The sequence below is a fragment of the Bacillus sp. FSL R5-0439 genome, assembly GCF_038008805.1.
GTDB lineage: Bacteria > Bacillota > Bacilli > Bacillales > Bacillaceae > Bacillus > Bacillus safensis.
In genome coordinates, this window is the sequence record NZ_JBBOZW010000001.1 from 802,983 (window position 1) to 826,332 (window position 23,350).

General features: G+C 40.1%; 23 protein-coding genes, 1 pseudogene and 2 other annotated features. Of the genes and pseudogenes, 16 read left to right on the forward strand and 8 right to left on the reverse strand.

Features of this window, described 5'->3' with window-relative positions; translation table 11 throughout:
- The first annotated feature begins 44 nt into the window (after positions 1-44).
- Positions 45-1,112: a calcium/proton exchanger gene (gene cax, locus NST59_RS03915; RefSeq protein WP_106025879.1), complete on the forward strand. Its 1,068-nt coding sequence runs from the start codon at positions 45-47 to the stop codon at positions 1,110-1,112.
- A gap of 67 nt (positions 1,113-1,179) precedes the next feature.
- Positions 1,180-1,962 (forward strand): YfkD famly protein, encoded by a 783-nt coding sequence (locus NST59_RS03920; protein ID WP_017358796.1) that lies wholly within the window; start codon positions 1,180-1,182, stop codon positions 1,960-1,962.
- 356 nt (positions 1,963-2,318) lie between these two features.
- On the opposite strand, the gene NST59_RS03925 is transcribed toward NST59_RS03920, so the two are convergent.
- From NST59_RS03925 to yfkAB, 4 genes are all read right to left on the reverse strand, one after another.
- Positions 2,319-3,038 carry a YebC/PmpR family DNA-binding transcriptional regulator gene (locus NST59_RS03925; RefSeq protein ID WP_024425262.1) on the reverse strand — a complete coding sequence of 240 codons (720 nt, stop codon included), beginning with the start codon at positions 3,036-3,038 and terminating at the stop codon, positions 2,319-2,321.
- A gap of 131 nt (positions 3,039-3,169) precedes the next feature.
- A complete protein-coding gene (locus tag NST59_RS03930) occupies positions 3,170-3,571 on the reverse strand; it encodes a nuclear transport factor 2 family protein (RefSeq protein ID WP_341040183.1) in 402 nt (133 codons plus the stop codon).
- 99 nt (positions 3,572-3,670) lie between these two features.
- Entirely contained in the window at positions 3,671-4,507 is an 837-nt protein-coding gene (locus NST59_RS03935) for a mechanosensitive ion channel family protein (RefSeq protein ID WP_341040184.1), read from the reverse strand.
- Positions 4,508-4,514: 7 nt separating this feature from the next.
- A complete protein-coding gene (yfkAB, locus tag NST59_RS03940; protein WP_341040186.1) occupies positions 4,515-5,636 on the reverse strand; it encodes a radical SAM/CxCxxxxC motif protein YfkAB in 1,122 nt (373 codons plus the stop codon).
- A gap of 146 nt (positions 5,637-5,782) precedes the next feature.
- Between yfkAB and NST59_RS03945 the strand changes: the two genes are divergently transcribed.
- Both NST59_RS03945 and pdaA read left to right on the forward strand, forming a co-directional pair.
- Positions 5,783-5,974, forward strand: coding sequence for an SE1561 family protein (locus NST59_RS03945; protein WP_012009274.1), 192 nt, complete (start codon positions 5,783-5,785; stop codon positions 5,972-5,974).
- A 101-nt stretch (positions 5,975-6,075) separates the two neighbouring features.
- The gene (gene pdaA / locus NST59_RS03950; protein ID WP_064497731.1) at positions 6,076-6,867 is read left to right on the forward strand and encodes a delta-lactam-biosynthetic de-N-acetylase; all 792 of its coding nucleotides are present in this window, start codon (positions 6,076-6,078) and stop codon (positions 6,865-6,867) included.
- An 89-nt stretch (positions 6,868-6,956) separates the two neighbouring features.
- Here the strand turns inward: pdaA and corA are convergent, their stop codons facing one another.
- Together corA and NST59_RS03960 are read right to left on the reverse strand one after the other, a co-directional pair.
- Positions 6,957-7,916: a magnesium/cobalt transporter CorA gene (gene corA, locus NST59_RS03955; protein ID WP_039177170.1), complete on the reverse strand. Its 960-nt coding sequence runs from the start codon at positions 7,914-7,916 to the stop codon at positions 6,957-6,959.
- Between the two features lie 131 nt (positions 7,917-8,047).
- Positions 8,048-8,563 (reverse strand): hypothetical protein, encoded by a 516-nt coding sequence (locus tag NST59_RS03960; protein WP_039177173.1) that lies wholly within the window; start codon positions 8,561-8,563, stop codon positions 8,048-8,050.
- 433 nt (positions 8,564-8,996) lie between these two features.
- Here NST59_RS03960 and NST59_RS03965 point away from each other — a divergent pair, with 433 nt between their 5' ends.
- The 4 genes and pseudogenes from NST59_RS03965 to NST59_RS03985 all read left to right on the forward strand — a co-directional run bounded on the left by NST59_RS03965 (position 8,997) and on the right by NST59_RS03985 (position 12,830).
- On the forward strand, positions 8,997-9,866 hold the full coding sequence (locus NST59_RS03965; RefSeq protein ID WP_039177175.1) for a DNA-3-methyladenine glycosylase family protein: 870 nt from the start codon (positions 8,997-8,999) through the stop codon (positions 9,864-9,866).
- 102 nt (positions 9,867-9,968) lie between these two features.
- The gene (gene rlmD / locus NST59_RS03970) at positions 9,969-11,354 is read left to right on the forward strand and encodes a 23S rRNA (uracil(1939)-C(5))-methyltransferase RlmD (protein ID WP_064497733.1); all 1,386 of its coding nucleotides are present in this window, start codon (positions 9,969-9,971) and stop codon (positions 11,352-11,354) included.
- Positions 11,355-11,515: 161 nt separating this feature from the next.
- Positions 11,516-11,593: pseudogene (locus NST59_RS03975) on the forward strand (peptidoglycan-binding domain-containing protein); the annotation flags it as partial.
- A 736-nt stretch (positions 11,594-12,329) separates the two neighbouring features.
- A complete protein-coding gene (locus NST59_RS03985) occupies positions 12,330-12,830 on the forward strand; it encodes a hypothetical protein (protein WP_064497735.1) in 501 nt (166 codons plus the stop codon).
- A gap of 32 nt (positions 12,831-12,862) precedes the next feature.
- Here the strand turns inward: NST59_RS03985 and NST59_RS03990 are convergent, their stop codons facing one another.
- On the reverse strand, positions 12,863-13,147 hold the full coding sequence (locus NST59_RS03990) for a YolD-like family protein (protein WP_239690708.1): 285 nt from the start codon (positions 13,145-13,147) through the stop codon (positions 12,863-12,865).
- Between the two features lie 874 nt (positions 13,148-14,021).
- On the opposite strand from NST59_RS03990, the gene NST59_RS03995 reads away from it, so the two are divergent.
- Together NST59_RS03995 and NST59_RS04000 are read left to right on the forward strand one after the other, a co-directional pair.
- On the forward strand, positions 14,022-14,783 hold the full coding sequence (locus NST59_RS03995; RefSeq protein WP_376765031.1) for a methyltransferase domain-containing protein: 762 nt from the start codon (positions 14,022-14,024) through the stop codon (positions 14,781-14,783).
- Between the two features lie 149 nt (positions 14,784-14,932).
- On the forward strand, positions 14,933-15,346 hold the full coding sequence (locus NST59_RS04000) for a DUF6508 domain-containing protein (protein ID WP_106025883.1): 414 nt from the start codon (positions 14,933-14,935) through the stop codon (positions 15,344-15,346).
- A 29-nt stretch (positions 15,347-15,375) separates the two neighbouring features.
- On the opposite strand, the gene NST59_RS04005 is transcribed toward NST59_RS04000, so the two are convergent.
- A complete protein-coding gene (locus NST59_RS04005) occupies positions 15,376-16,260 on the reverse strand; it encodes a LysR family transcriptional regulator (RefSeq protein WP_106025884.1) in 885 nt (294 codons plus the stop codon).
- A gap of 111 nt (positions 16,261-16,371) precedes the next feature.
- Here NST59_RS04005 and NST59_RS04010 point away from each other — a divergent pair, with 111 nt between their 5' ends.
- The 6 genes from NST59_RS04010 (at position 16,372) to thrS (ending at position 23,267) form a co-directional block, all read left to right on the forward strand.
- Positions 16,372-16,761 carry a tautomerase family protein gene (locus NST59_RS04010; protein ID WP_047203605.1) on the forward strand — a complete coding sequence of 130 codons (390 nt, stop codon included), beginning with the start codon at positions 16,372-16,374 and terminating at the stop codon, positions 16,759-16,761.
- Between the two features lie 26 nt (positions 16,762-16,787).
- Positions 16,788-17,111 carry a carboxymuconolactone decarboxylase family protein gene (locus tag NST59_RS04015; RefSeq protein ID WP_075622573.1) on the forward strand — a complete coding sequence of 108 codons (324 nt, stop codon included), beginning with the start codon at positions 16,788-16,790 and terminating at the stop codon, positions 17,109-17,111.
- 139 nt (positions 17,112-17,250) lie between these two features.
- The gene (locus NST59_RS04020) at positions 17,251-18,072 is read left to right on the forward strand and encodes a MerR family transcriptional regulator (protein ID WP_058837465.1); all 822 of its coding nucleotides are present in this window, start codon (positions 17,251-17,253) and stop codon (positions 18,070-18,072) included.
- Between the two features lie 26 nt (positions 18,073-18,098).
- Positions 18,099-19,286 (forward strand): MFS transporter, encoded by a 1,188-nt coding sequence (locus NST59_RS04025; protein ID WP_039177189.1) that lies wholly within the window; start codon positions 18,099-18,101, stop codon positions 19,284-19,286.
- 254 nt (positions 19,287-19,540) lie between these two features.
- Positions 19,541-20,725 carry a DUF1835 domain-containing protein gene (locus NST59_RS04030; RefSeq protein ID WP_144490815.1) on the forward strand — a complete coding sequence of 395 codons (1,185 nt, stop codon included), beginning with the start codon at positions 19,541-19,543 and terminating at the stop codon, positions 20,723-20,725.
- A 74-nt stretch (positions 20,726-20,799) separates the two neighbouring features.
- Positions 20,800-21,023, forward strand: a binding site (T-box leader).
- A gap of 37 nt (positions 21,024-21,060) precedes the next feature.
- Positions 21,061-21,285, forward strand: a binding site (T-box leader).
- Between the two features lie 53 nt (positions 21,286-21,338).
- Positions 21,339-23,267, forward strand: coding sequence for a threonine--tRNA ligase (gene thrS, locus NST59_RS04035; RefSeq protein WP_341040201.1), 1,929 nt, complete (start codon positions 21,339-21,341; stop codon positions 23,265-23,267).
- The last annotated feature ends 83 nt before the right edge of the window (positions 23,268-23,350 follow it).

Below are 23,350 nucleotides of genomic sequence, written 5' to 3' on the forward strand. Positions count from 1 at the left end.
CACGAAAGAATAACAGTCAGACATATGTAAAGGAGAATGGCTGTATGAATCGTTTATTTCTTGTGATTGTCGCAATCGGTGTTCCGCTATCGGTGATTGGCAGTTTACTTCATTTCCCGCAGGTCGTCATGTTTGCGGTTTATTGTATCGCCATTATTGGTCTTGCTAGTTTTATGGGAAGAGCCACAGAAAGTCTTGCCATCATTGCGGGGCCCAGAATTGGCGGACTTTTAAACGCTACATTTGGAAATGCGGTGGAGTTAATCATTTCGTTTTTTGCTTTAAAGCAAGGATTGACGGCCATCGTACTTGCATCATTAACAGGATCGGTTATCGGTAATTTACTGCTTGTGGCTGGCTTGTCTTTTTTCGTTGGCGGATTAAAATATAAGCGTCAAGTATTTAATGTCCATGATGCAAGGCACAATTCAGGCTTGCTCATGTTTGCCATTATTGTAGCGTTTGTCATTCCAGAAGTGTTTTCGATGGAGATGGCAGAGAATAAACAGTTTGTTTTAAGCATTGGGATTAGCATTGTCATGATTTTGCTTTATGTCGCGGCGCTCTATTTCAAACTGGTCAGCCACCGCGGGGTGTATGTTGCCAAGCTGGAGAGCATGGAAGGCGAAGCAGAGACGGAAGAAGAAACACCTGAATGGTCTGGCAAGTTTGCCACTGTCATTTTGCTGCTTTCGACAATCGCAGTTGCGTACATTTCAGAGCGTCTTGTTCATACATTTGATACGGTAGGAGAACAATTTGGCTGGAGTGAGCTGTTTATCGGTGTCATTATTGTGGCCATCGTCGGCAACGCAGCAGAACATGCCTCAGCTGTCATCATGGCGTATAAAAACAAAATGGATGTAGCAGTAGAAATCGCCTTTGGCTCCACGCTTCAGGTTGCCATGATGGTCGCGCCAATCCTTGTCATCAGCTCTCTATTTTTCGACAAGCAGATGCCGCTCATTTTCTCCTTGCCAGAACTCATTGCAATGGCATCCTCTGTACTGCTCACGGTCATTTTATCAAATGATGGTGATACAAACTGGTTTGAAGGCGCCACATTACTCGCTGCCTATTTTATTATGGCGATTGGATTTTTCCTTTTATAATCTTTTGTGGATAAGTGACGTCTTTCGGGAAAATACTATGGAAAAATGAATGAGAAAGAGTGATGATATGAAAAAGATGCCCCGCATCATGTTTGTTGTTCTCTTATCCTTAAGTTTTCTATACAGCTTTCCAGCGGAGGCGGCAAAGCCATTTAAAGTGCCATCCTCTGTCGCAAGTATTTCAAAGGAGAATACGTATCCGAACGCGTCACAGGATCAGCCGCTGCTCCAGCCGAGCGAGCTGACGGCTGAATTGTTCAAAACAACAAGTGTCCCGATTGAGAATACTCATTTGATTAAAATGCTGAATGAATCCAGTATTTCAGGGACGCCATTAGCAGTTGGATACCGCGCGACCATTTTCCTTGGGAGATGGGCACTGAGCTACGATTCAAACGAAACAGTCGCCAATTGGGAATACAAAAAGGTGAATACGAACCATATTGATAACAGAGGCGGCAATAAAACAGCCATTGGAAAATACGTTCAAAAGCAGCAAGTGAAAGTAAGCGGCGGACTCACAGCAAAAGTACCAAACCCAGAAGATGTGAAAACATTGATGATGCAAAAAGCGATTCAAAAAACAAAGCTGCCCCTCGCGTTTGACACCGTAATTGGTGCAGGAACAAAACGAGATCAGTCTTACCATGTCTCTCCAAAAAAAGCAGCATCGCTTCATGCCTATGCACCAGCGATTAACGAAAAAGGTAAGGTTACTTACGGAGAAGTGTACCTTGTGCTAAAAGGAAATAAACGCAAACTCGTCGTAAAAAACGTGACTTCACAAGGAATCGGCGCTTGGATACCTGTTCAGGATCACCTGACGTTTGGGTTTCAAGGGATGAATTAAAACAGTCATCTCCTCTTATCAACAGAGGAGATGACTGTTTTTTGCTAATAGGGTTTCTCTTTTTTTCTTTTTAGTTCATTTTTGTAAAAGTCAAAGGCGTTATATAAATACCAAATGATAAAAAGAAAGAAGATAACTTTAGACAATATCGGTAAGTCGTTGAAAATAAGACATAGGCCAAGATAAGGGATGATCATAAATCCATAATAAGAAAACCACCATGTTTTAAAAATGAAACTCATCTCCTTGAAAATTGTAGACATTAACACATTATACATATATTACATTTTATTGAGAAAATAAAAAAGCCATAGTAGAAGTTGAATGAACTCAACGACTACTATGGCTTAATTTTTTTATTCCCCTAAATCCACATTATGATAAACCTGCTGCACGTCTTCAAGCTCTTCTAATACATCGATCAGCTTTTCAAATTGTGCTTTAGATTCATCATCTAACGTCACTTCGTTTTGCGGTAGCATTGTGATTTCAGCGACAGTGAATTCTTCAACACCGGCTTGTTTGAATGCTTCTTGTACTTGATGGAATTGATCTGGTTCAGCGTACACAATCACCGTTTCATCTTCTTCCATGATGTCACGTACATCAACATCTGCTTCCATTAAAAGCTCAAGTGTTTCTTCTTCGCTTTTCCCTTCGACACCGATGACAGCTGTTTCGTCAAACATGTAAGCAACAGAGCCGCTTACGCCCATGTTTCCGCCGTTTTTCCCAAATGCTGCTCGAACATCTGAAGCTGTACGGTTCACGTTATTGGTGAGGGCATCAACGATGACCATTGATCCGTTTGGACCAAATCCTTCGTAGCGCAGCTCATCGAAGTTCTCTTCCGCACCGCCTTTGGCTTTTTCAATGGCACGGTCCACAATATGTTTTGGGACACTATATGTTTTTGCACGTTCTAGGACAAAACGAAGTGCTTGGTTTGATTCTGGGTTTGGCTCACCTTGTTTGGCAGCCACATAGATTTCACGCCCGAATTTTGCGTAAATACGACTTGTACTGGCATCCTTTGATGCTTTCTTTTCTTTAATGTTGTTCCACTTACGACCCATCTTATTCACTCTCTTTCAATTAGAAAATACACAGTATGAGGGTCCCCATGCTGCATGAAATCATTCTGCTATCTATTATACATGAATCAGTCAAGAGGATAGAAGTAAGAGGGCTGAAATGAAGAGAATTGTTAGCTGATGTGCCCCAGCTGTTCAAGCATTTCATGTTTTTCGTGAGCCCGAGTCAGCTCGTCGCACCGAATGATCCTGCCATCTGATAAGGTGAAAAGAGCTGTGACATCTATTAAACCTCCGTCTCCGTTTGCGAGGTCAACATGTACCGTGTAACGAAAACACGCTTGCTGCGTTTCTTCATCAAATAACACATCATGAAAGGCGGGGATCGCAAGCTGTGTTGTCATTTCTTTTAATGTGGATAGATGCTTTTTAAATTCATCAAGCGTGGACACCTTCCCATCGGTCACTTGCTGATAGTCAGGAGAAAAATATGTCTCCACCTTTTTTACATCGAACTTGGTTAACACCTCTTGATACATCTCCTTGATGAAAGAAATTGCTTCTGTTTTTGTCATTCCATACATCCTCTCTATTATTAACTGATTAACTAAATAACATTATAATTAACCGGTTAACAAAATACAAATAAAAAAATAACCCCATATAGAATGAGGTTATTTTGCAGGCTGGGGATAAGCGAGATCCTCAAGCAATTTGACATCATGATGATGAAGTTGCTTAATCATTTCTTTTCGCACAGCGAGGGCGGCTTCGAAGTACTTTTCGTCTTCGACCATTCCCTTAACTGTGATTTCAATCCCGCGATTCAGCTTATTCAAGCCCATAATTCCATGAACTTGAAAGAGTTCAATGGCGTTTTGGAATTCATCTTTTTTAAGTAAATCATGATGCATTTGATTTAAATTGTCACATGCTGATTCAAGTGCTTGGAAGGCGATATCTGGGTTTTGATTCGCGCTAATTAACACAGATTCCGTAATCCGCATATATTGCATGTTATAGTTTTGGATTTGCCTGATATCCCCGTTAGAAATGGTTAACAGCTTGCCGCTCCATTCTCTAATTTGCAGAGAGCGGAGACCAATCTCTTCAATGGTTCCATTAAAGAGGTTATTCACCGTCACATAATCCCCTTTATGAATCTGGCGTTCATAGATGAGAAAAATGCCTGCTAAAATATCACGAATGAGCGTCTGGGCGCCAAAACCGATGACGATCCCAGCGACACCAGCACCCGCAAGAATTTTCCCGAAGTCATGAAAGAAAAGAGAAATGACATAGAGCACAAAGCAAATCGAAGCGGTGTATTTCGTGACCGATTTGACCAAGCTCTCAATCGTTTTCTTCTTTTTATCCTCTATAAACTCAGTTCGTTTAAAGAAAATTTGAAGGGCTTTGTTGATCATAAAGACAGCAAGCCAAAGAACGAGCCCAACAAGGAGAATTTCAATGTATTTATTTTTGACCACTGTCAGAAATGTATCGTCCATCTATCGGTTACCCCCTGGCTGTTCGAGAAGTAAAATCAACTTCTTGATAATAGCTGTTTTTCACTAGAACATTCGGACCGAGGCACTGCACGCTTGGGCAATGACAATTCAGCTCTTTTGCTAATTTTGTGTCCATCCAGCGTGTATAGGCTGATTGCAATGTATCAGTTGCAATGTTTCCAAGCGGCGGTGTATCGCCAAAGTCTGTCACAATAATATTCCCATCAAAAATATTCACATTCAACCGTGAACGTCCATCAGGGTCATTTCGTACTGTGACATTTTTCTCCTGGCGCAATCGATTAAGGAGACGCTGGTCTTCTTCATCTGTGCTGCATGAATAAAATGGCAGGGTGCCAAACAGCATCCATGTGTTTTGATCACGAATATCAAGCAGCTGATGAATCGCATCCCGCATTTGCGGAAGCGTCAATGATTCAAGGGCGCTGGCGAAATCACTTGGGTACATCGGGTGAACTTCGTGGCGCTGGCATTTCATCTCCTCGACGATCTGCCGGTGGATGTGCTCAATATATGGAAGCGTGCGCTTATTCAGCATAGTTTCAGCGGATACAGTTACGCCCGCTTTGACAAGTGCCTGACTATTTTCAATCATGCGGTTAAATAATTTCTCGCGCTGCTCAAAGGTTGGTTTACGATCCATCATAGCAAAACCGACTGTTGCAAACTCTTCAACAGTGCCCCAGTTATGTGAAATGTGAAGGACGTCTAAGTATGGAATAATTTCTTCATAGCGCGCCAAATCAAGGGTTAAATTTGAATTGATTTGTGTACGCACGCCGCGTTCATGGGCATACTTTAATAAAGGGACGACATATTCCCGTACAGATTTAAGAGAAAGCATAGGCTCTCCGCCTGTAATACTGAGTGAGCGCAGGAGCGGAACTTCATCTAAACGTCGGAGTAACAAATCGATCGGCAGCGCATTCGGGTCTTTAGGCTGTAAGGTATAGCCGACCGCACAATGCTCACATCTCATGTTACAGAGCGTTGTTGTCGTAAATTCAATATTTGTCAGCTTCATTTCTCCGTAATCCTGCACATCGAGATAGGCTTCCCAAGGGTCGTATGCAGGTGTGATCGGACGAAGTGCTGTTTTTTGGTTCATGGTATCTATCTCCTTTTCATTCGGGCAAACGTAGACCCGCCAACAGTTAATTTTAAGCCTCATCACGGTTATACGCAAGAGGGACACAATTGATTTACAAGGGAAAAAAAGATAAGCTATAAACAAACGCTAAAGGGAGTGTATCGATGGGCAAGGCAGCAGACAGCAAAGAGCAGCAGGTTGATTATTTAAAGAACCGATTAGATATGTTTATGAATGTGATTGATTCATTAGATCCCGAATCAACAGACGTTGAGGATATAGACAGACTGATCCAGATGATTGACGACCTGGAAGCGAAATATGAACGGTTTAAAAATGATTGGAAGGAAGAATAGCTCGCGCAATGCGGGCTTTTTTCTTTAAATTGGCAGGTGAATCGGTGTATGAGTCTCGGTCTTATTCTGCACAATAGAAGAAAAACCGGGAAGTGACGTAAATGAAAAAATTCATGCTGATCTGTTTATGTGCGCTTTTTGTTTCCATGCCTCTTTCAGAAGCAGGAGCCGTGTCTAATAAGCCCATCCACTGGGGATTTGCGAAAAGCAAAGAGCACAGGCCGCCGGATGCGGGCAAAGAATTGACGGCACTCTTAAAAAAGTATGATGCCTTCTATTTAGGTAACACGAAAAAGAAAGAGATTTATTTTACCTTCGACAACGGCTATGAAAATGGGTACACACCCAAGATTTTAGACGTGCTGAAAAAACATCAAGTACCAGGCACCTTTTTTGTGACAGGTCATTTTGTAAAGGACCAGCCCGGGCTTGTCAAACGTATGGCACAAGAAGGTCATATCATTGGCAACCATTCCTATCATCATCCAGATTTAACAACAAAAAGTACGAAAGAAATCAAAGAAGAACTGGACCGTGTCAATGAAGCTGTGTACAAAATCACAGGAAAACAAGATAACCTCTATCTTCGTCCGCCGCGCGGTGTGTTCAGTGAAAGGGTACTAAAAGAAACGAAACAGCTCGGCTACCAAACTGTTTTCTGGTCAGTAGCGTTTGTAGACTGGCATATCCATCATCAAAAAGGAAAACAGTATGCTTATGATCAAATGATGAAGCAGGCGCACCCAGGTGCCATTTACTTACTTCATACCGTCTCAAGAGACAATGCCGAAGCGCTGGATGATGCCATCACCGCTCTGAAAAAACAAGGATATTCCTTTAAAAGCCTAGACGATCTCATGCTTGAAAAAGTATGGCATCTGCCTCAGCTATAGAAAAAAGCCTGCAGAAGATCTGCAGGCTTTTTGATTATCCTTCTCTGATTTTACGCTGAAACAAAAGAGGGGGATGAACTGAACAAACATTATTTAAAAATCCTAAACCACCCTTTATGTTTAAACCACAAAAGCATACCCGAAACGAGCAGACCCATGAAAATCAGCACGCCAAAATAGCCGTATTTCCAATGTAATTCAGGCATGTTGTCAAAGTTCATTCCGTACACCCCAACAATAAAGGTCAGTGGAATAAAAATGGTCGACACAATGGTCAATGTCATCATAATCGCATTCATCCGGTTGGAATTCAGCGTCTGATAGCTGTCTCGTAAATCCGCTGTCATGTCCCGGTTCGACTCAACGATCTCTGTGAGCTTCAAAAGATGATCGTAAATATCATTAAAATACGCTTGGCGGTTTGTATCGCTTTTCATCGTATTTGTGTTCACAATCCGATATAAAAGGTCCCTCATCGGGATAATCGTTCTTCGCAGTTTGAGCAAATCGGATCGGATTCCGAATACTTCGTTCATCAACGTGCCATACGTTTTATGACCTTCTTCATCCTCAATTTCATTCAGCCTGTCCTCTATTTGATAAATAATAGGGAAATAATCATCAACAAGCTGATCAATCAGCATGTAGGCAATATGCTCAGGTCCGCTGTTTCTTTCTTTATCAGACCCCTTGAGCTTTCGAATGACACGCTCAATGTATGGCGCTTCCTTTAAATGAAAGGTCACGATATAGTTTTCACCAACAAACAGATCAACTTCCTCAGAACGCAGCGTTTTTTGATTAAGGGCATGCAGCACGAAAAATAAATAACCCTCATAAAAATCAAGCTTCGGCCGCTGCAAATAATGGAAGCAATCCTCAATCGCAAGCGGATGGAACTGAAAATATTCCTTCAAAAGCGCTGCTTCCTTTTCCGTTGGTGCATGAAAATCAATCCAATACCAGGCGATTTCGGGGCTTGAAAGCTGCTGCATTGTTGCATGTTCAATCAAGTCGCCGTTTTTTGTTACTGCAAGTTTTCTCAGCATGTGCACCCCTCCAGACTTGCATTATATCATGAAGCAGCGTCGGTGAACTTATACGTTTTCTACATAAAAAAGCCGATCTCAGAAAGAGATCGGTTAAATGTGCGTGTATGATTGATGGATAAAACCGAGAATTAAGGACGATGGAACGTAACGAATTTATCTTGACGGTCAAACCAGCCTCTAAACGCCCAGTTATCCCAGCCGCCATCGCCGTTGTTTTTAAATGTACCGCTTTCGAATACCCAAATTCCGTAAACAACATTACCAAGATTAGCAGTAGCAAAAGTTTTGACGCCGTTAAAACGGTCTTCGTAGTTCTGGCTTAGGTTAAAGACCATGACATTATATCTGCCGCCAGCAGCGTAGAATGTGCTTTCCATGACGCTTTTCACGAATCCAGAACGGTTTGCATTTGCGTTTACTGCGTTTACAATGGCATTGGCAATCCCAAGAACATCAAAGTTTACGTTAACATTAGGGCTAGCCGTAGTGCCAGCTTTACCTTCAGCAGCAGCTTTGTTTAAGACAGTTTGCTGAAGTGTAGTAGAAACAGGTGCTGAAGTTTTTGGCTCAGCAGCGTCAGCGAATAATGGCAGTGTCGAAGAAACAGCAGTGGCAAGTGCAACAGAAAGAATGGTTTTTTTCATTGGTCGGATCTCCTTTGTTTTTTAATTTTGGGTCTTCTTTTTTGTAAAATGTGAAACTAGGTGAAGCCGGTTATCAATGAGGTAAATATGTTCTTGCAAGATAAAACAAATGATTGCCTAATCCGCTAATTCCTTTGTTCACCTCCTTGATATGTCATAATTATACAAATATATTCAGGGAGGAGATATCACCCAGAGGTTCTATTTCTAATTTAAGGAAAATGATCCTAAAATGTTGAAGATTGCTGTCGAATGTTAGCTGAATTCGACTAAAAACTTTCTTCTATCCAAAAGGAGAATGACCACAAATAAGGAAGATATAACTGATAAATTCTTGTACTCTTTATGTTAAAAAGTATTCAATAAAGAGAATCATTCATGCAAAATGAAACAATTACATCTGCGTATGTTGGCAGAAAGGAAGAGGACATGTATGTGGGAAAAACAGCTGGTGATAGAGCCGCCGTATCATTTCGATCAAGTGCTTAGACGCTTATCAAGTGATCCATTAAAAGCAGTCGATTTGAGTCAAAGAGAAATCAAAGTGCCGATCAGATTGGAGCAAAAACCGTATGTGGTCATCGTTCAAGCTACTGGAACAATAGATGCGCCTATGTTCCGGGTGCGATCAAACGGCCCAGAGGAACCCCTTCTTTCTGAGGTGAAACGGATATTTGGCATGGAGCATCAATTACACATGATTCAAGACCACTTTTCTCAAACCAATCTAGCGCCCATTTTTAAGGAGCATATCGGAACGCCGCTCATGCTGGATTTTCATTTATATCATTGTTTCATGAAATGCATCATTCATCAGCAGCTGAATCTTTCGTTTGCTTACGAGCTCACGAAACGATTTGTCCATACGTACGGTGAGCAAATAGAAGGTGTTTGGTTTGATCCTTTACCAGAAACCATCGCTTCTCTTGAAACAGATGATTTGAGAAAGCTTCAATTTAGTCAACGAAAAGCAGAATATGTCATCGATGTATCGAAACGAATTGTGAGCGGCTCACTTTGTTTAGAGGAATTACACGATTTATCTGATCTGGAGGTAGAAGAGCGTCTGCTTCCGATTAGAGGGATTGGACCTTGGACGGTTCAAAATGTGCTCATGAATGGGCTTGGAAGACCAAATCTCTTTCCAATGGCAGATATCGGCATTCAAAATGCAATCAAACGGCACTTCGACCTGCCTGAAAAGCCGACAAAAGAAGAGATGGTAGCGCTAAGCAAGGAATGGACCCCATATTTAAGCTACGCTTCTTTATATTTATGGAGAAGCATTGAGACAGATAAATAAATGAAAGGCATTTTCTCTCTTTGTCCAAGACGTGATATACTAAGGAGATGGAATAAAATGAAGACAACCTATCAATGGTTTAAATAGAACGGAGAGAATAAAGTGAAAGAAAAACAGCAAGGTGCCCTTTTGCAAAAGGGACAGCAGTTCCCGCTTACCATTAAACGCCTTGGCATTAATGGAGAAGGGGTCGGTTATTTTAAAAAACAAGTGGTCTTTGTCCCAGGCGCGCTTCCAGGTGAGGAAGTGGTGGTTGAAGCAACGAATGTCCAAGCAAAATATGCAGAAGGTACGGTCAGGAAAGTGCGAAAGCGCTCTGAGCATCGAGTCAAACCGCCATGCCCAGTATACGAAGAGTGCGGCGGCTGTCAGCTTCAGCATTTGGCGTATGAGCAGCAGCTAAATGAAAAGCGTGATATTGTCATTCAATCAATGGAGCGCCATACAAAGCTATCGGTTGAAAAGCTTGATATCAGGCCAACGATCGGCATGGAAGACCCGTGGCATTACCGAAACAAAAGTCAGTTCCAAGTAGGACGTTCTCACAGCGGAGACATCATTGCAGGACTTTACGGACTGAATTCTCATAAGCTTGTACCGATCAAGGAATGTATCGTGCAGCATCCAAAAACGAACAAAACAACGGGTGTTGTTCGCAAAATTTTAGAGAAGTTCGGCGTATCTGTTTACAATGAACGGACAAGAAAAGGCGACGTGCGTTCGATTGTCGTGCGTGTCGGCTTTGAAACAGGGGAAGTACAGGTCGTTCTTGTCACATCAAAACCTGAATTTCCAAAGAAAAAAGAAATTGCCGAAGCCATTCAAAAACGTCTGCCTGAAGTGACGTCCATTATGCATAATATCAATGGCGAAAAAACATCAGTCATCTTCGGCCATAAAACATCTCACCTAGCTGGCAATATGGTCATCCAAGAATTTTTAGGAGACGTCTCTTTCGAACTAAGTGCACGTGCTTTCTTCCAATTGAATCCGAAGCAGACGCTAAAGCTTTATGATGAAGCGAAAAAAGCGGCCAAACTGACAGGCAAAGAAAAGGTCGTCGATGCGTATTGCGGCGTTGGAACCATCGGGATGTGGCTCTCAGATGGCGCCAAAGAAGTAAGAGGAATGGATGTCATCAAAGAATCAATCGATGATGCCAAGAAAAATGCCAAAAAACACGGAATGAAAAACGCGACCTATGTGACAGGAACAGCTGAACATTGGCTGCCAAAATGGGTCAAAGAAGGCTTCCGTCCTGACGTCATCGTCGTCGACCCGCCAAGAACAGGCTGCGAGCGCACCTTCTTAGACACCGTCAAACAAGTCAAACCAAAACGCTTTGTCTACGTCTCTTGCAACCCATCCACACTAGCAAAAGACCTTGAATACATGTCAAAAGACTACAAAATCGAATACATGCAGCCAGTTGATATGTTCCCGCATACGGCGCATGTGGAGTGTGTAGTGTCTTTAGCCCTTAAATAATAAGGGTTAAAGAGCCACAAACCTTCATATGACCACATTTTGACCACTTAGCCTTCTAATTTTATGTAATCGCCAAATTTTTTTGCTGTTCTAACTTTAATTTTTGGTGTTACGTGAGCATAAATATCACCAGTCATTTTAATAGATGAATGGCCTAGCCGCATCCTGATAAGGGCGCGAAAAACAATGGGATTAACGGCTATTATGGATCAAAAACAGCGGATGCAGTAAAACGGTTCATGAAATAAGTCACCCCCTAATCATGAAGGTTAGGGGGGTATTTGTGTTTATTAGATACAAAATGTTCATCAGCAAAATTGTTATATTTTCTCGGTATATCGCAAAACAAGAAACAAAAGTAATGTTCCATCTAGCAAGTATCATGCTTCTTATTGCTTATTTTTACATAAATGTTGGAAAATGAATATGCTATCTGCGATAATAAGTCTAAATTGTGCTGAATAGAAGAGGAGGGAATTGATGAATCACTTTAAAGTTACGATATTGAGCCTTACCTTATTAATGGGGATCACAGCTACAGTACATATAAATTCCTCGGATTTTCAAACTGCAGAAAACGGATACTTTGGGTGATTTTTAAAAAAAGTAGACTCTCTACAAGTCTACTTTATTTATTTTCTAATGTGAGGTGAACTATAATGAATGGTATAGATATATTAGAAGACGTATCAAAAATTGGTCAATTAATTCTTTTGTTCTCTGGTTATGCTCTTCATTGGCGATTGTCTAAATTAAAGAAGGAACGTCCTCTTACAAAGTACGAAAGTTTTCTTAAATTTTTTGTAATGCTTGGTATACTTACTTGGGCGCTATCATTCTTCCTTTTATTTATGTGGGGTTAACGTGTCGCAAAATGTCGATATTTGCAAGAAAACTTTAACTCTCTCTTAAAAACCTTTATTTTACATAAAAGTATGATAAAGTAAATTTTGGTTAAAAAAAGGGGGAGTTAATATGAAAAGATTGATATTTTTAATGTTAGCATTAGTTCTAGCTGTGACTGCCTTTGCTCCAGCTGCTTCTGCAAAGACGCAAAGCACAAAGGGATTAGAAGGTTTGACAGAAGAGCAAATTGAGACGTCTTTAAAAGAAATTGAATACATCTTCACAAAGATTATCATTTCTGAAAAAGAAAAAGGCTTCGTCATTAATGAGGAAGAGCTTGCAAAATCGCCTTATTCGGATGAAGTGAAAGATGGAATGGTCGCTTTTGCAAAATTAATGAATCAAGAAATTGTCACTCAAAGCAACACTGTTACGAGATGTATTGAAGATGCAGCTGGTATCGCTAGAGGTACTTTAAAGAATGTACAAAAATCAATAGACAGGGGAGATTGGTTGGCGGTAGCAGGCGCTATTGGTCTTGCGGGTGCAGCTGTTCATCCTACCGTTGTGTTCATATTCATGCTAACTTGTGGTGCGCCAGTAGCCAAAATTGCTCCTGCTCATGAATAATGTACAAGCACATAAAAACACCCTGACTAATGTTAGGGTGTTTTTACATTCAAAATATCTGCAAACCGTATAAAGTTTGTGTCGCCACGATCATCCTTAACCCTGAATTCTTTTCTTAGATGATCCACATACCCGACTTTCCCAGTGATCTCACGAACAAACCCATTATCAAATAGATCGAAATTCAGAGCCAAGTCTTCGCTCATAGCAGTCGCTATTGTATATTCAAACTCTTCCAATTGTTCCGGGCTTAAAACTAGTCGCTCAATTTTTTTTGCAAGATGCAGTTGTCTTAATGCCTCATTATGTTCTGGCAAGATGAATTTCATCTTCCACCTATTTCGATCTTTTCTTCGTTCTACATTTCATCCACCTCACTGGAGATTATAAACGAATATTTGTTCGGTATCTAAATGTGGTGTATAATTAGAGTATACGGTTTACCCGCGGAAACGGGGTTTTAAAAAATTCGTATATATTTCAATGATTAACTTCTTCTTATATTACTCACACCCGGCCGTCCTTATGGATAGCTTTTTTTGACCACCGACCACATAATTGACCACATTTGATCTAAAGGTTTGAGAACGTATATTCTTTTTCGTGATTATTAAGATTTTAGTTTATACTGGTTGTGAAGGTCGAAAAAAGTTGACGAGCTAGATGATTTATACGCCGCATGTTGAGTGTGTGGTGTCTTTAGCCCTTTTGATTACTTAACCTTCTGATTCCATGTAATCAATCGCTGAACTTTTTTACTGTTCTAACTTTCATTTTCGGAGTTAAATGAGCGAAAATATCACTAGACCAAGCTTTTGACAATTGGCGCGAGAGTAAAAGCATCTAAATGAATAAAAAACTAACAATCTATTTTATTTTTTTCTAAGCTCCCATTTCGTATTTCCTCCTTATCTTGCACCTAGTCCTCTATAATGAGACACCCATCATGAGTTCTCGATTCTCAAACAAATTTTTTTATTGTTTCACTCAAATATCAGCTGAATGAATATAAAATAAATGTTAAAAACAAGGTCTTCGGCAAGGTCCTCTTTAAATATAATTTTAAGTATTTTTAAAGGGAGTGATTAAATATGAGACTAAAAGAACATGAAATATAACAACTTTATATATTCGTAAGAGGCCCACCAATTATTTAATCATTAAAACTGCAAAATGATAATTGGAGGGATTATGATGAATGACAAACAGTTTTCTTCATTTATAAAACAAGCAGATGCACCTTTTGTTGGGTGGGATTTCTCATTCATATCTGAAACGGGAAGAATGAAAAGTGAGTTGCTTTCATGGTCATATGGTAGTATAGCTACTTCTCTTGTTCAAAGTGCAAAATCAATGCTGGACATGGGAACAGGTGGTGGAGAGTTTTTATCAAAATTAAGACCTTTTCCAACATCAGTTTATGCTACAGAAGGTTACTTACCTAATGTACCTGTCGCAAAAGAACGATTAACCCCTTTAGGAGTTAAGGTAGTTCAAATTTCTAATGATGAAAATTTGCCGTTTGAGACTGGAAAATTTAATCTTATCATCAATCAACATGAGTCATTTTCATCTCAAGAGGTGAGAAGAATTATCTCGAAAGAAGGTATTTTTCTAACTCAACAAGTCGGTGGACTCGATTGCATAGAGATTAATGAGAATCTAAGGGTACCAATAAATGAAGAATTTATTGATTGGAACTTAAAGCTAGCTTTAAAAGAGATACAGGAGAATCATTTTGAGGTGTTGAAAAGTGCTGAAGAGTTCCCCATTCTAAGATTTTATGATATCGGAGCATTGGTGTATTATCTAAAAGCAATTCCTTGGCAAGTGCCAGGTTTTGAAATAAGTAATTTCAAGGATGAATTATACACCATTCATAAAACCATTGAACAAAAGGGTTATTTTGACGCAAAACAACACCGATTTATGATTTTAGCTAAAGCAATTTAGTTGGAAATGGAGCCTTCGATCTATTTGAAGGCTCCAGCTTAATTTCTGAACTAATGTCACTCCTGTATGCACGATACATGGCCTGAAAATGTTTCCTTTTATTATTGTCGGGCTTGAAAGCATTCTAAAAAAAATAGAGGAGGATAACGATGAGTCAATTTGAGATTTTGACAAAATACATACCGATGCTTCAGGAGGATCATATCGGAGAATGGGTGATCGATCAAGAAAATGATGGAACAGCTGAACGCCCAATCCAGATGCCTTTTGTGAACTATTCAGAAACGGTCCAACGCTTTATTGAAGATGTCTATGCCTTTGCAGAACAGCATCAAGAAATGGAACTTACCCACTATAGAGAAATCCTCAAAGAAAATGGCATTGAATGGGGAACGAACGATATGGAGCATGTGGACATTTCAAATTTAAATGCACAGTGTGTACTTGCTCTCATCATGGGGGTTGTAAGAGCTGAGCGATTTAGTGAGGGAGCCATATTCAATTTCTTTAAAAGTGGAGCGATCTTGAAATGGCTTGAAAGATTAAAAAACCTAGATGTATGAAATCTAGGTTTTTTGTTTTTGATACGAGATCACGAGCATGTGAATTGCTCCGCTTCTTGACGAAATAGATTAAGCAGCAGCTGCTTGGTGTTTTCCAGAGAGAGATGGGGGTCCTTATGAGTTAAGATTCCTATCGGGATAAAAGGGTCCTCCATTTCAATTGGAACTTTCACAAACTCGTCTGACAATGGGGTAGAGGAAAGGACGACGCCGACAGAGGGAAATCCCTTTAGAAATGATGGAATGGCTGAAATCTGGCTGACGGTATAAGTGAACGGTTCTACATTTATTCTTGAAAGTTCCTTTTGTAATTTCATGTAATATAAACAACTTTCTCCGCCTATGATCAGAGGCTGTTCATAAAGATCCTTGATCAATGAAATCGTTCCAACTTGATCTGCCTGCTGTTTTGCGATAATAAAAGACATTTCCTCCTTGTACAACTCCTCAAACGGAAGTGTGTTCATCACAGGTTCCCCTGCAATAGCAAAATCGATCTCCCCCTGGAGGAGCTGCTTGTGAAGGAAATCTGTATTACCAATGATAAAGTGGCATGTGATATTCGGTTTTTGCTTTCTGAATGTTTGAAGGACGGAAGGAAGAATAGAGACAGCAATTGGTTCTATGACGCCTATATTCAAGGTTCCGATTTCTTCTTTTTGGAGTTTTTGTGATTGCTCTAATACAAAATGCCAATGGAGTATCAACTGATCAATCTCTTTGGCAAACAATTGTCCTGAAGGGGTTAATTCAGCCTCCCATCCTCTTACAAACAATTGAAATCCTAATTCCTTTTCTAATCGTTTAATCTGATTCGTTATGGTCGACTGTGCATAATTCAATTTTTGAGCGGCTTTTGAGAAGGTCCCTTCCTGAATCACGGCTTGAAATGCTTTTAACTCTTTTAGGTCCATTTCTAATATTCTCCATTCGATATATGAATGCATTTTTATATATTATTCAATTATATAAAACGAGTATTGGGATGTAAAATGAAGTGAGACAGAAAAAGGGAGATGACATACATGCCATTTGTAAAAGTCAGTTATATGGAAGATGAGTACGATAAAGAAAGCTTAACTTCTATTAGCCAAACGATCATGAAGGCTCTGATAAAAGAATTTCAAGTTCCTAAAAAAGACTACTTTCAGGTATTCAGTTCACATAAGAAAGAAGAATTTTTTTATGATCCCCATTATCTTGTTCGTCATGAAAGAGATCATCGTCTTTTATATATCCAAATTACATGTGGTTCAGGAAGAACCGAGGGACAGAAGCAATCATTATATAAGGAAATAGCTGACCAGTTGTATAACAAACTCCATATATCAAAAGAAAATGTATTCATTATGCTGATTGAGACAGGCTTGGAAAATTGGTCCTTTGGAGAAGGGCTTGCGCAGATGATCAAGTAACGGAACGATTGAAAGGGGAAATAGCTATGCATCAACCAATCAAGCCGACTGTAAAATTCACTCTTGGAGATTTTGCTCCAGCATTTGTTGAGTACTCAGAAAAAGTTCTCTTTGGAGATTTGTGGAGAAGGGAGGAACTTTCTCTTAGAGATCGGAGTATGATTACAGTCTCAGCTTTAGTAAGTACGGGCAGCCTGAATCAGCTGGAATACCATTTACATCTTGCTAAAGAAAATGGTGTCACGAAGAACGAATTGATTGAAGTCATCACTCATCTTAGTTTTTATATCGGATGGCCTAAAGCAGCTTCAGCACTAGAAGCGGCTAAACATATTCTTGAGGATAAATAAAGTTCATCAAACAACGAGCCCTATTTGAAATAGGGCTTTTTTATATGCGAATAAATTGTATTTTAAAATCTTCTATTGACTTTCCCCTTAACTGAAAGGTTTATACTTTGATCAGATCAACAAAACGGAGGAGATCAGGATGTTCAAGATTGGCGATTTTTCTATGTTAAGTAAAGTCCCTGTCAAAACCTTAAGGTATTATGACCAAATCGATTTATTAAAGCCTAAACAGATCGATCAAGATTCTGGATACCGGTATTACTCAGCTGAGCAGCTGCTTGAGGTCAATCGGATTTTTCTATACAAGGAATTAGGTTTTACGTTAAAGCAAATGAGTCAGCTTCTTCGTGAAGATATTTCTGTCGACCAGATTCAGGGCATGTTTCTCTTGAAAGAGAGTGAGATTCAGCAATTGATCGAGAGAGAACAGCAGAAATTAGCGCGTATTAAGGAGCGGATGCACCTCATCAAACGAGAGGGGTGTGTTGAAAAAGAGCAGGAGGTCATCATCAAATCGGTTGAAAGCAAACACATCATGTCTTTTCAAGTCAACGGAACTGTTGACGAAATCCCATCATTCTTTGAAACGTTTCATCATTTGTTACAAAAACATCCGCAAGAATTGAACTCTGAGCCACAAATCGTGCTGTGGAGGGAATCACTTGCTAAAGAAAGTGAGTTCGAATTTCAGGTTGGGTATTCCGCTAAAGCGTTAAGGGGCTCTCTGCCTCAGGGAATTACGATGCGCACGTTACCAGCTGAAGAAACCATGGCGACGCTCCTATTTCATTCAGATTCTCCATTTGCACAATCTGCTTGTGTTGACCTGGCGACATGGATCGAAAATAACGGATACCGCGTGAAAGAAGATCAGCCTGGCAGAGAGATTTATTACCCATTGTCTGAAAATGAAGAAGGAAGACTCATTGAAATACAAATTCCTATAAAAAATGAAGTGTAAACATTGCCCAAAGGAGAAACTTCACGATGAAAAATAAAGCCGTTGTTTATTTACTTGCTTTAGCAGCCTTCTTAATCGGAACAATCGAATATATCATTACAGGGATTATTCAAATGGTCGCAGATGATTTACAGGTCACGATATCAGCTGCTGGTTTATTGGTCACATCCTTAGCGCTCTCAGCAGCAATCGGCGCACCGATTGTCATTGCACTAACCATCAATATCGACCGCAGAAAAATATTATCATGGATGCTGATCATTTTTACTTTAAGTAATATCCTCACAAGTGTCAGCCATTCGTTTGAAATGGTGCTGATGACAAGGATTTTACAAGGAATTAGTGGAGGGACGGCCATTGTGGTGGCAATGGCTGTGGCTACTCGTCTTGTCGAGCGAGAAAAAAGAGGAACAGCCATTGGCATCATTTTAATGGGATTAAGCAGTTCCTTGGTTTTAGGTGTGCCAATCGGGACATTTCTAAGCAGCATGATTGGATGGAAAGCATTATTTGCAGCCATTGGATTGATCACGCTCATTCCGCTGATTGTTGTATATAGGCGCATCCCTTCTATGAAAGAACAAGAACCGGTGACGCTAGGTATGCAGTTATCAATTTTAAAAGATAAGAGAATTTTGCTGGCAGTGGCAGTGACGCTATTCTATGTTGGGGGATATTCCACTTTATTTACCTATTTAACGCCCTTCCTGCAAGAATCAGCAAACCTTAGCATTACAGAAATCAGTGGCATTTTATTACTAGCGGGAATATGCAGCTTTTTGGGCTCCAGTCTTGGAGGGGTAGCAGCAGATAAAAAAGGCCCAACATTCACGATTTTCTCCGGAATTATTCTACAAATCATCATGCTTATGCTGCTAGCATTTGTGACAGGGAACCTCGTGGTCATGGTGGCGGTGATCATGATATGGATGATTGCAACATGGAGCACATCGCCAGCTCAGCAGCTATATCTTGTCACACTTGTACCGAAATCTCCTGATATCGCATTAAGTGTCAATACATCATTTATTCAATTCGGATTTGCTTTAGGCTCTGGTTTAGGAGGTCTTGTACTAAGCAGGACATCTATATTGAACCTAAGCTGGATCAGCGCTGGAACGGTTCTTCTCGCTTTACTCATGACCATTCTGATGGTGGCGTTTGATCGAATCTCTCAGCAGAAGAGTTTGAAGGTGATGGAGCAAGTAAGGTAACATGAACGATTTCACTAGTGAACATACAAATTTAGTTTTGTATTGTGGGAACTACTTATTTAGGGTAGTTCCTTTGCCCATTTCCTGGGCTTTTTTTATAAAAATTTTTATCTCTTCACTTCTGCTTTATTACTTCTGTAAATACCTGATCATCTCCTTGTCATACTTTTGAATGAAATTTACTCAATAGAATTGACGAAAGAACCATGAATAGGTGAAGATGAAATGAAATGTAAGATAAAGGGAGACGAATGATGATACATATCATATTTGGGGCGGCAGCTGCCGGTAGTTTAAAACAAGCAATACGTGAAATGAAGCAAAAACAAATAGATGATGTCATCGCTTTTGATGATATTTATTCAATTGGGCCACTTCTACATTTACACGAACATGAAGGACAAGCGAACCGTATAGAGTGGCTGCGTAACGTGATGTCAAATGAATTTGGCTATTTTGATGACATGGTCAACGATCAGCATAGAATGCTTCAGCAAATAAAAGAAATAAAAGCTGGCAGTCGTATACTCATCTGGACAGGCAGTAATGCACATGAGCAAATTGGCTTGCGATATGCCGTCTATTTATTAAAAGAGAAAAGGGTTGAATTGTCTGTAATCAATATAACGACAGCATTTGATCAGCTGTTCAATACGAATACAAGAAGAATGATCCTTCGACATTCCGGAGAAATCGCATCTGAAAAATTTAAAATTTTGTATGAGAGTAAATCGCATATTCACCCAGTGACAAAAGAAGAGAGAGAAAGATTACAAAACGAATGGCTTTCACTTGCTAAAGAAAATCATACGCTGCGGATATGGCAAAAAGGACAAGTGATCATCGTACCAGAAGATGAATTTGATGCTTATTTAGTGAAAATGGCTAAGCGGCTTCATCAGTCCGCGCCAGAAGAGGAGTATATCGTCACTCCACGCTTAATAGGAGAAGTCATTGGTCATTTAGATCAGTATATCGGTGATGATTTTATTGAATATCGATTGAAGACATTAATTGATCAAGGGATGTTTGACATGAAAGGAAAACGAACTTCCATGCGTTATTACTCGATTAAACTGACAGAGTTCGGTCAGCACTTCAAAAAATGGGTGTGCTGCCGAGAGTTTGAGGATCATCCTTTTGTGAAAATTGAAGGAGATTACGGTAGTGAACCTTTTCATTGCGGGCATTGTCAATGTCATTTAGAAAGAGATGATGTACCAATGAGTGATACCCTTTTCTCAAAGTTATGGAATTGGAATATACAGTATGGCCGCTGGTTTGACGAAGAAACCGATGATTTGCAGCCAAATGGCGTAGACATGGAAAGAAAGTTCAATCAAGAAGGAGAGCGAATCACTGAAGAAGTGAAACGAGCCTTATCTCCTGCGTTTGAAATTGAATACAGCCCAAGTGAATACACACAATATTACATTTAAAGAATGAATTTCGTTATCACTGCACAAAATAATCCTTTACATCATCCATCATCATCATGTAAGATATGGAGAAATTAAAAGCGAAGAAAAGGACATGAGCTATTTTTACTGGTTATCAGAGAGGGAAGTCACGCTGAAATCTTCCTAACACAGAAAAGTTGTCTTACCACCTTTGAGCTGTATTGGGGAAATTACAGTATCCAATATCGTCTACGCCACGTTACGGCACCAGAGCCATAAAGCGAATACGCGTTATGGGAATTTGGGTGGAACCACGGATCACACATTCGTCCCTCTATGAGGGATGGGTGTGTTTTTTTGTACACTCATATAGGATCATTGCTTTGAAAAGGACATGAGCAGCTTTTATCGGTTACCAGAGAGGGAAGTCACGCTGAAATCTTCCTAACGCTGAAAAGCTGTCTTACCACCTTTGAGCTGTATTGGGGAAAATTGCAGTATCCAATACCGTCAATGCCACGTTACGGCACCAGAGCCATAAAGCGAATACGCGTTATGGGAATTTGGGTGGAACCACGGATTACACATTCGTCCCTCTATGAGGGATGGGTGTGTTTTTTTTATTTCAAAAAATAGGAAAGGTGTGTCATTTATGAGAGAAAACATGGTGAAGATTCAATTTCCAGATGGAAAGATAAAGGAGTTTCCAGCAGGTACGACTGTTGCAGATGTTGCCTCCCATATTAGTCCGAGCTTAAGAAAAAAAGCGGTGGCGGGAAAGGTCAATGATCAAATGGTTGATTTAAGTGAAAAGCTAAACAGCGATGTTGGGCTGTCTATTGTCACACTTGATTCAAAAGAAGGGGTTGAAGTGCTGCGCCATACATCTGCACACGTATTAGCCCAGGCTGTGAAAAGGTTATATGACAATGTCACACTGGGAATCGGACCTGTCATTGAAAATGGATTTTACTATGATATGAAGCTCGATCAAACATTAAGCGTAGAGGATTTAGCAGAAATTGAAAAAGAGATGAAAAATATCATAAATGAGAATCATCCTATCCAAAGAAAAGAGGTCTCTTACAAAGAAGCTGAAGCGCTGTTTGCACATGATCCATATAAGCTGGATATTTTAAAAGATCTGCCCTCTCAAGAAGCCATCACAGTTTATCAGCAAGGAGAATTTGTAGATTTATGCCGCGGGCCGCATGTACCTTCTACAGGGTACTTAAAGTCATTTAAACTAACACGTGTTGCAGGGGCTTATTGGCGGGGAGATAGCAATCAGGATGTCTTGCAGCGAGTGTATGGTGTAGCGTTTCAGCATCCAAATCATCTAGCTGATTATCTTCATTTCATGGAAGAAGCAAATAAACGTGATCACCGGAAATTAGGGAAACAGTTATCCCTCTTTATGTTTTCAGAAGAAGCGCCAGGCATGCCGTTTTATTTACCAAAAGGTCAGATTGTCAGAAATGAATTAATGGCCTTTTCAAGAGAAGTGCGAGGAAAAGCGCAATACGAAGAAGTGAGTACACCGTTTATGATGAACCAAGAGCTTTGGGAAAAGTCAGGGCACTGGGATCATTATCATGAAAATATGTATTTCTCAGAAGTAGACCATACAAGCTTTGCTTTAAAACCGATGAACTGTCCAGGGCATATGCTCATGTTCAAAAACAGCTTATATTCATACAGAGACCTTCCAATCAGAATGGCTGAGTTTGGTCAGGTGCATCGTCATGAATTTAGCGGAGCGTTAAATGGATTGTTCAGGGTCAGGACATTTTGCCAAGATGATGCTCACATTTTTTTAAGAGAAGATCAAATCGAAGCTGAAATCAAACGGATTTTCCAATTAGTTGATCATGTGTATCGGACATTTGGGTTTGAGTATTCAGTCGAGCTATCCACTCTTCCAGAAAAAGCCTTAGGGGATGATGCTATTTGGGAAATATCCGAAACAGCACTAAAAAATGTGCTTGATCGTCTAAAGGTCGACTACCAGCTAAATGAAGGAGATGGGGCATTTTATGGCCCGAAGATCGATTTTCATATTAAAGATGCCCTGCAGCGGAGCCATCAGTGCGCCACAATTCAGCTGGATTTTCAAATGCCTGAGAAATTTGATTTAACATATATCAATGAAAAAAATGAAAAGGTACGGCCAGTTGTGATTCACAGCGCCATTTTTGGTTCTCTAGATCGTTTCCTTGGCATTCTCATTGAGCATTTTGCGGGTGTCTTTCCATTATGGCTAGCACCAGTACAAGTACAAATCATCCCAGTCTCAACTGTTCACCTTGATCACTGCTTAAAGGTGCAGCAGCAATTAAGAAGTATCGGAATAAGAGCAACAATCGATGAACGGGATGAAAAACTTGGCTATAAAATGAGAGAAGCACAATTGCAAAAAATTCCTTATATCGCTGTCATTGGCGATAAAGAAATGCAAGAAAAATCACTAAATATTAGACAGCACGGAGAAAAGACTTCAAAGCAGCTGTCTGTCGAGGATTTTAAACGTTTGGCAGCTGAGCAAATAAAAGACAGAACAGCTGCTCAAGACATGCTGTGATGATTTCATTACGAAGGGTGAGACGTCTATTGAATGATGGGCGTCTTTCCATTTCTGCAATGGAAAGGGGAAATATTGAAACA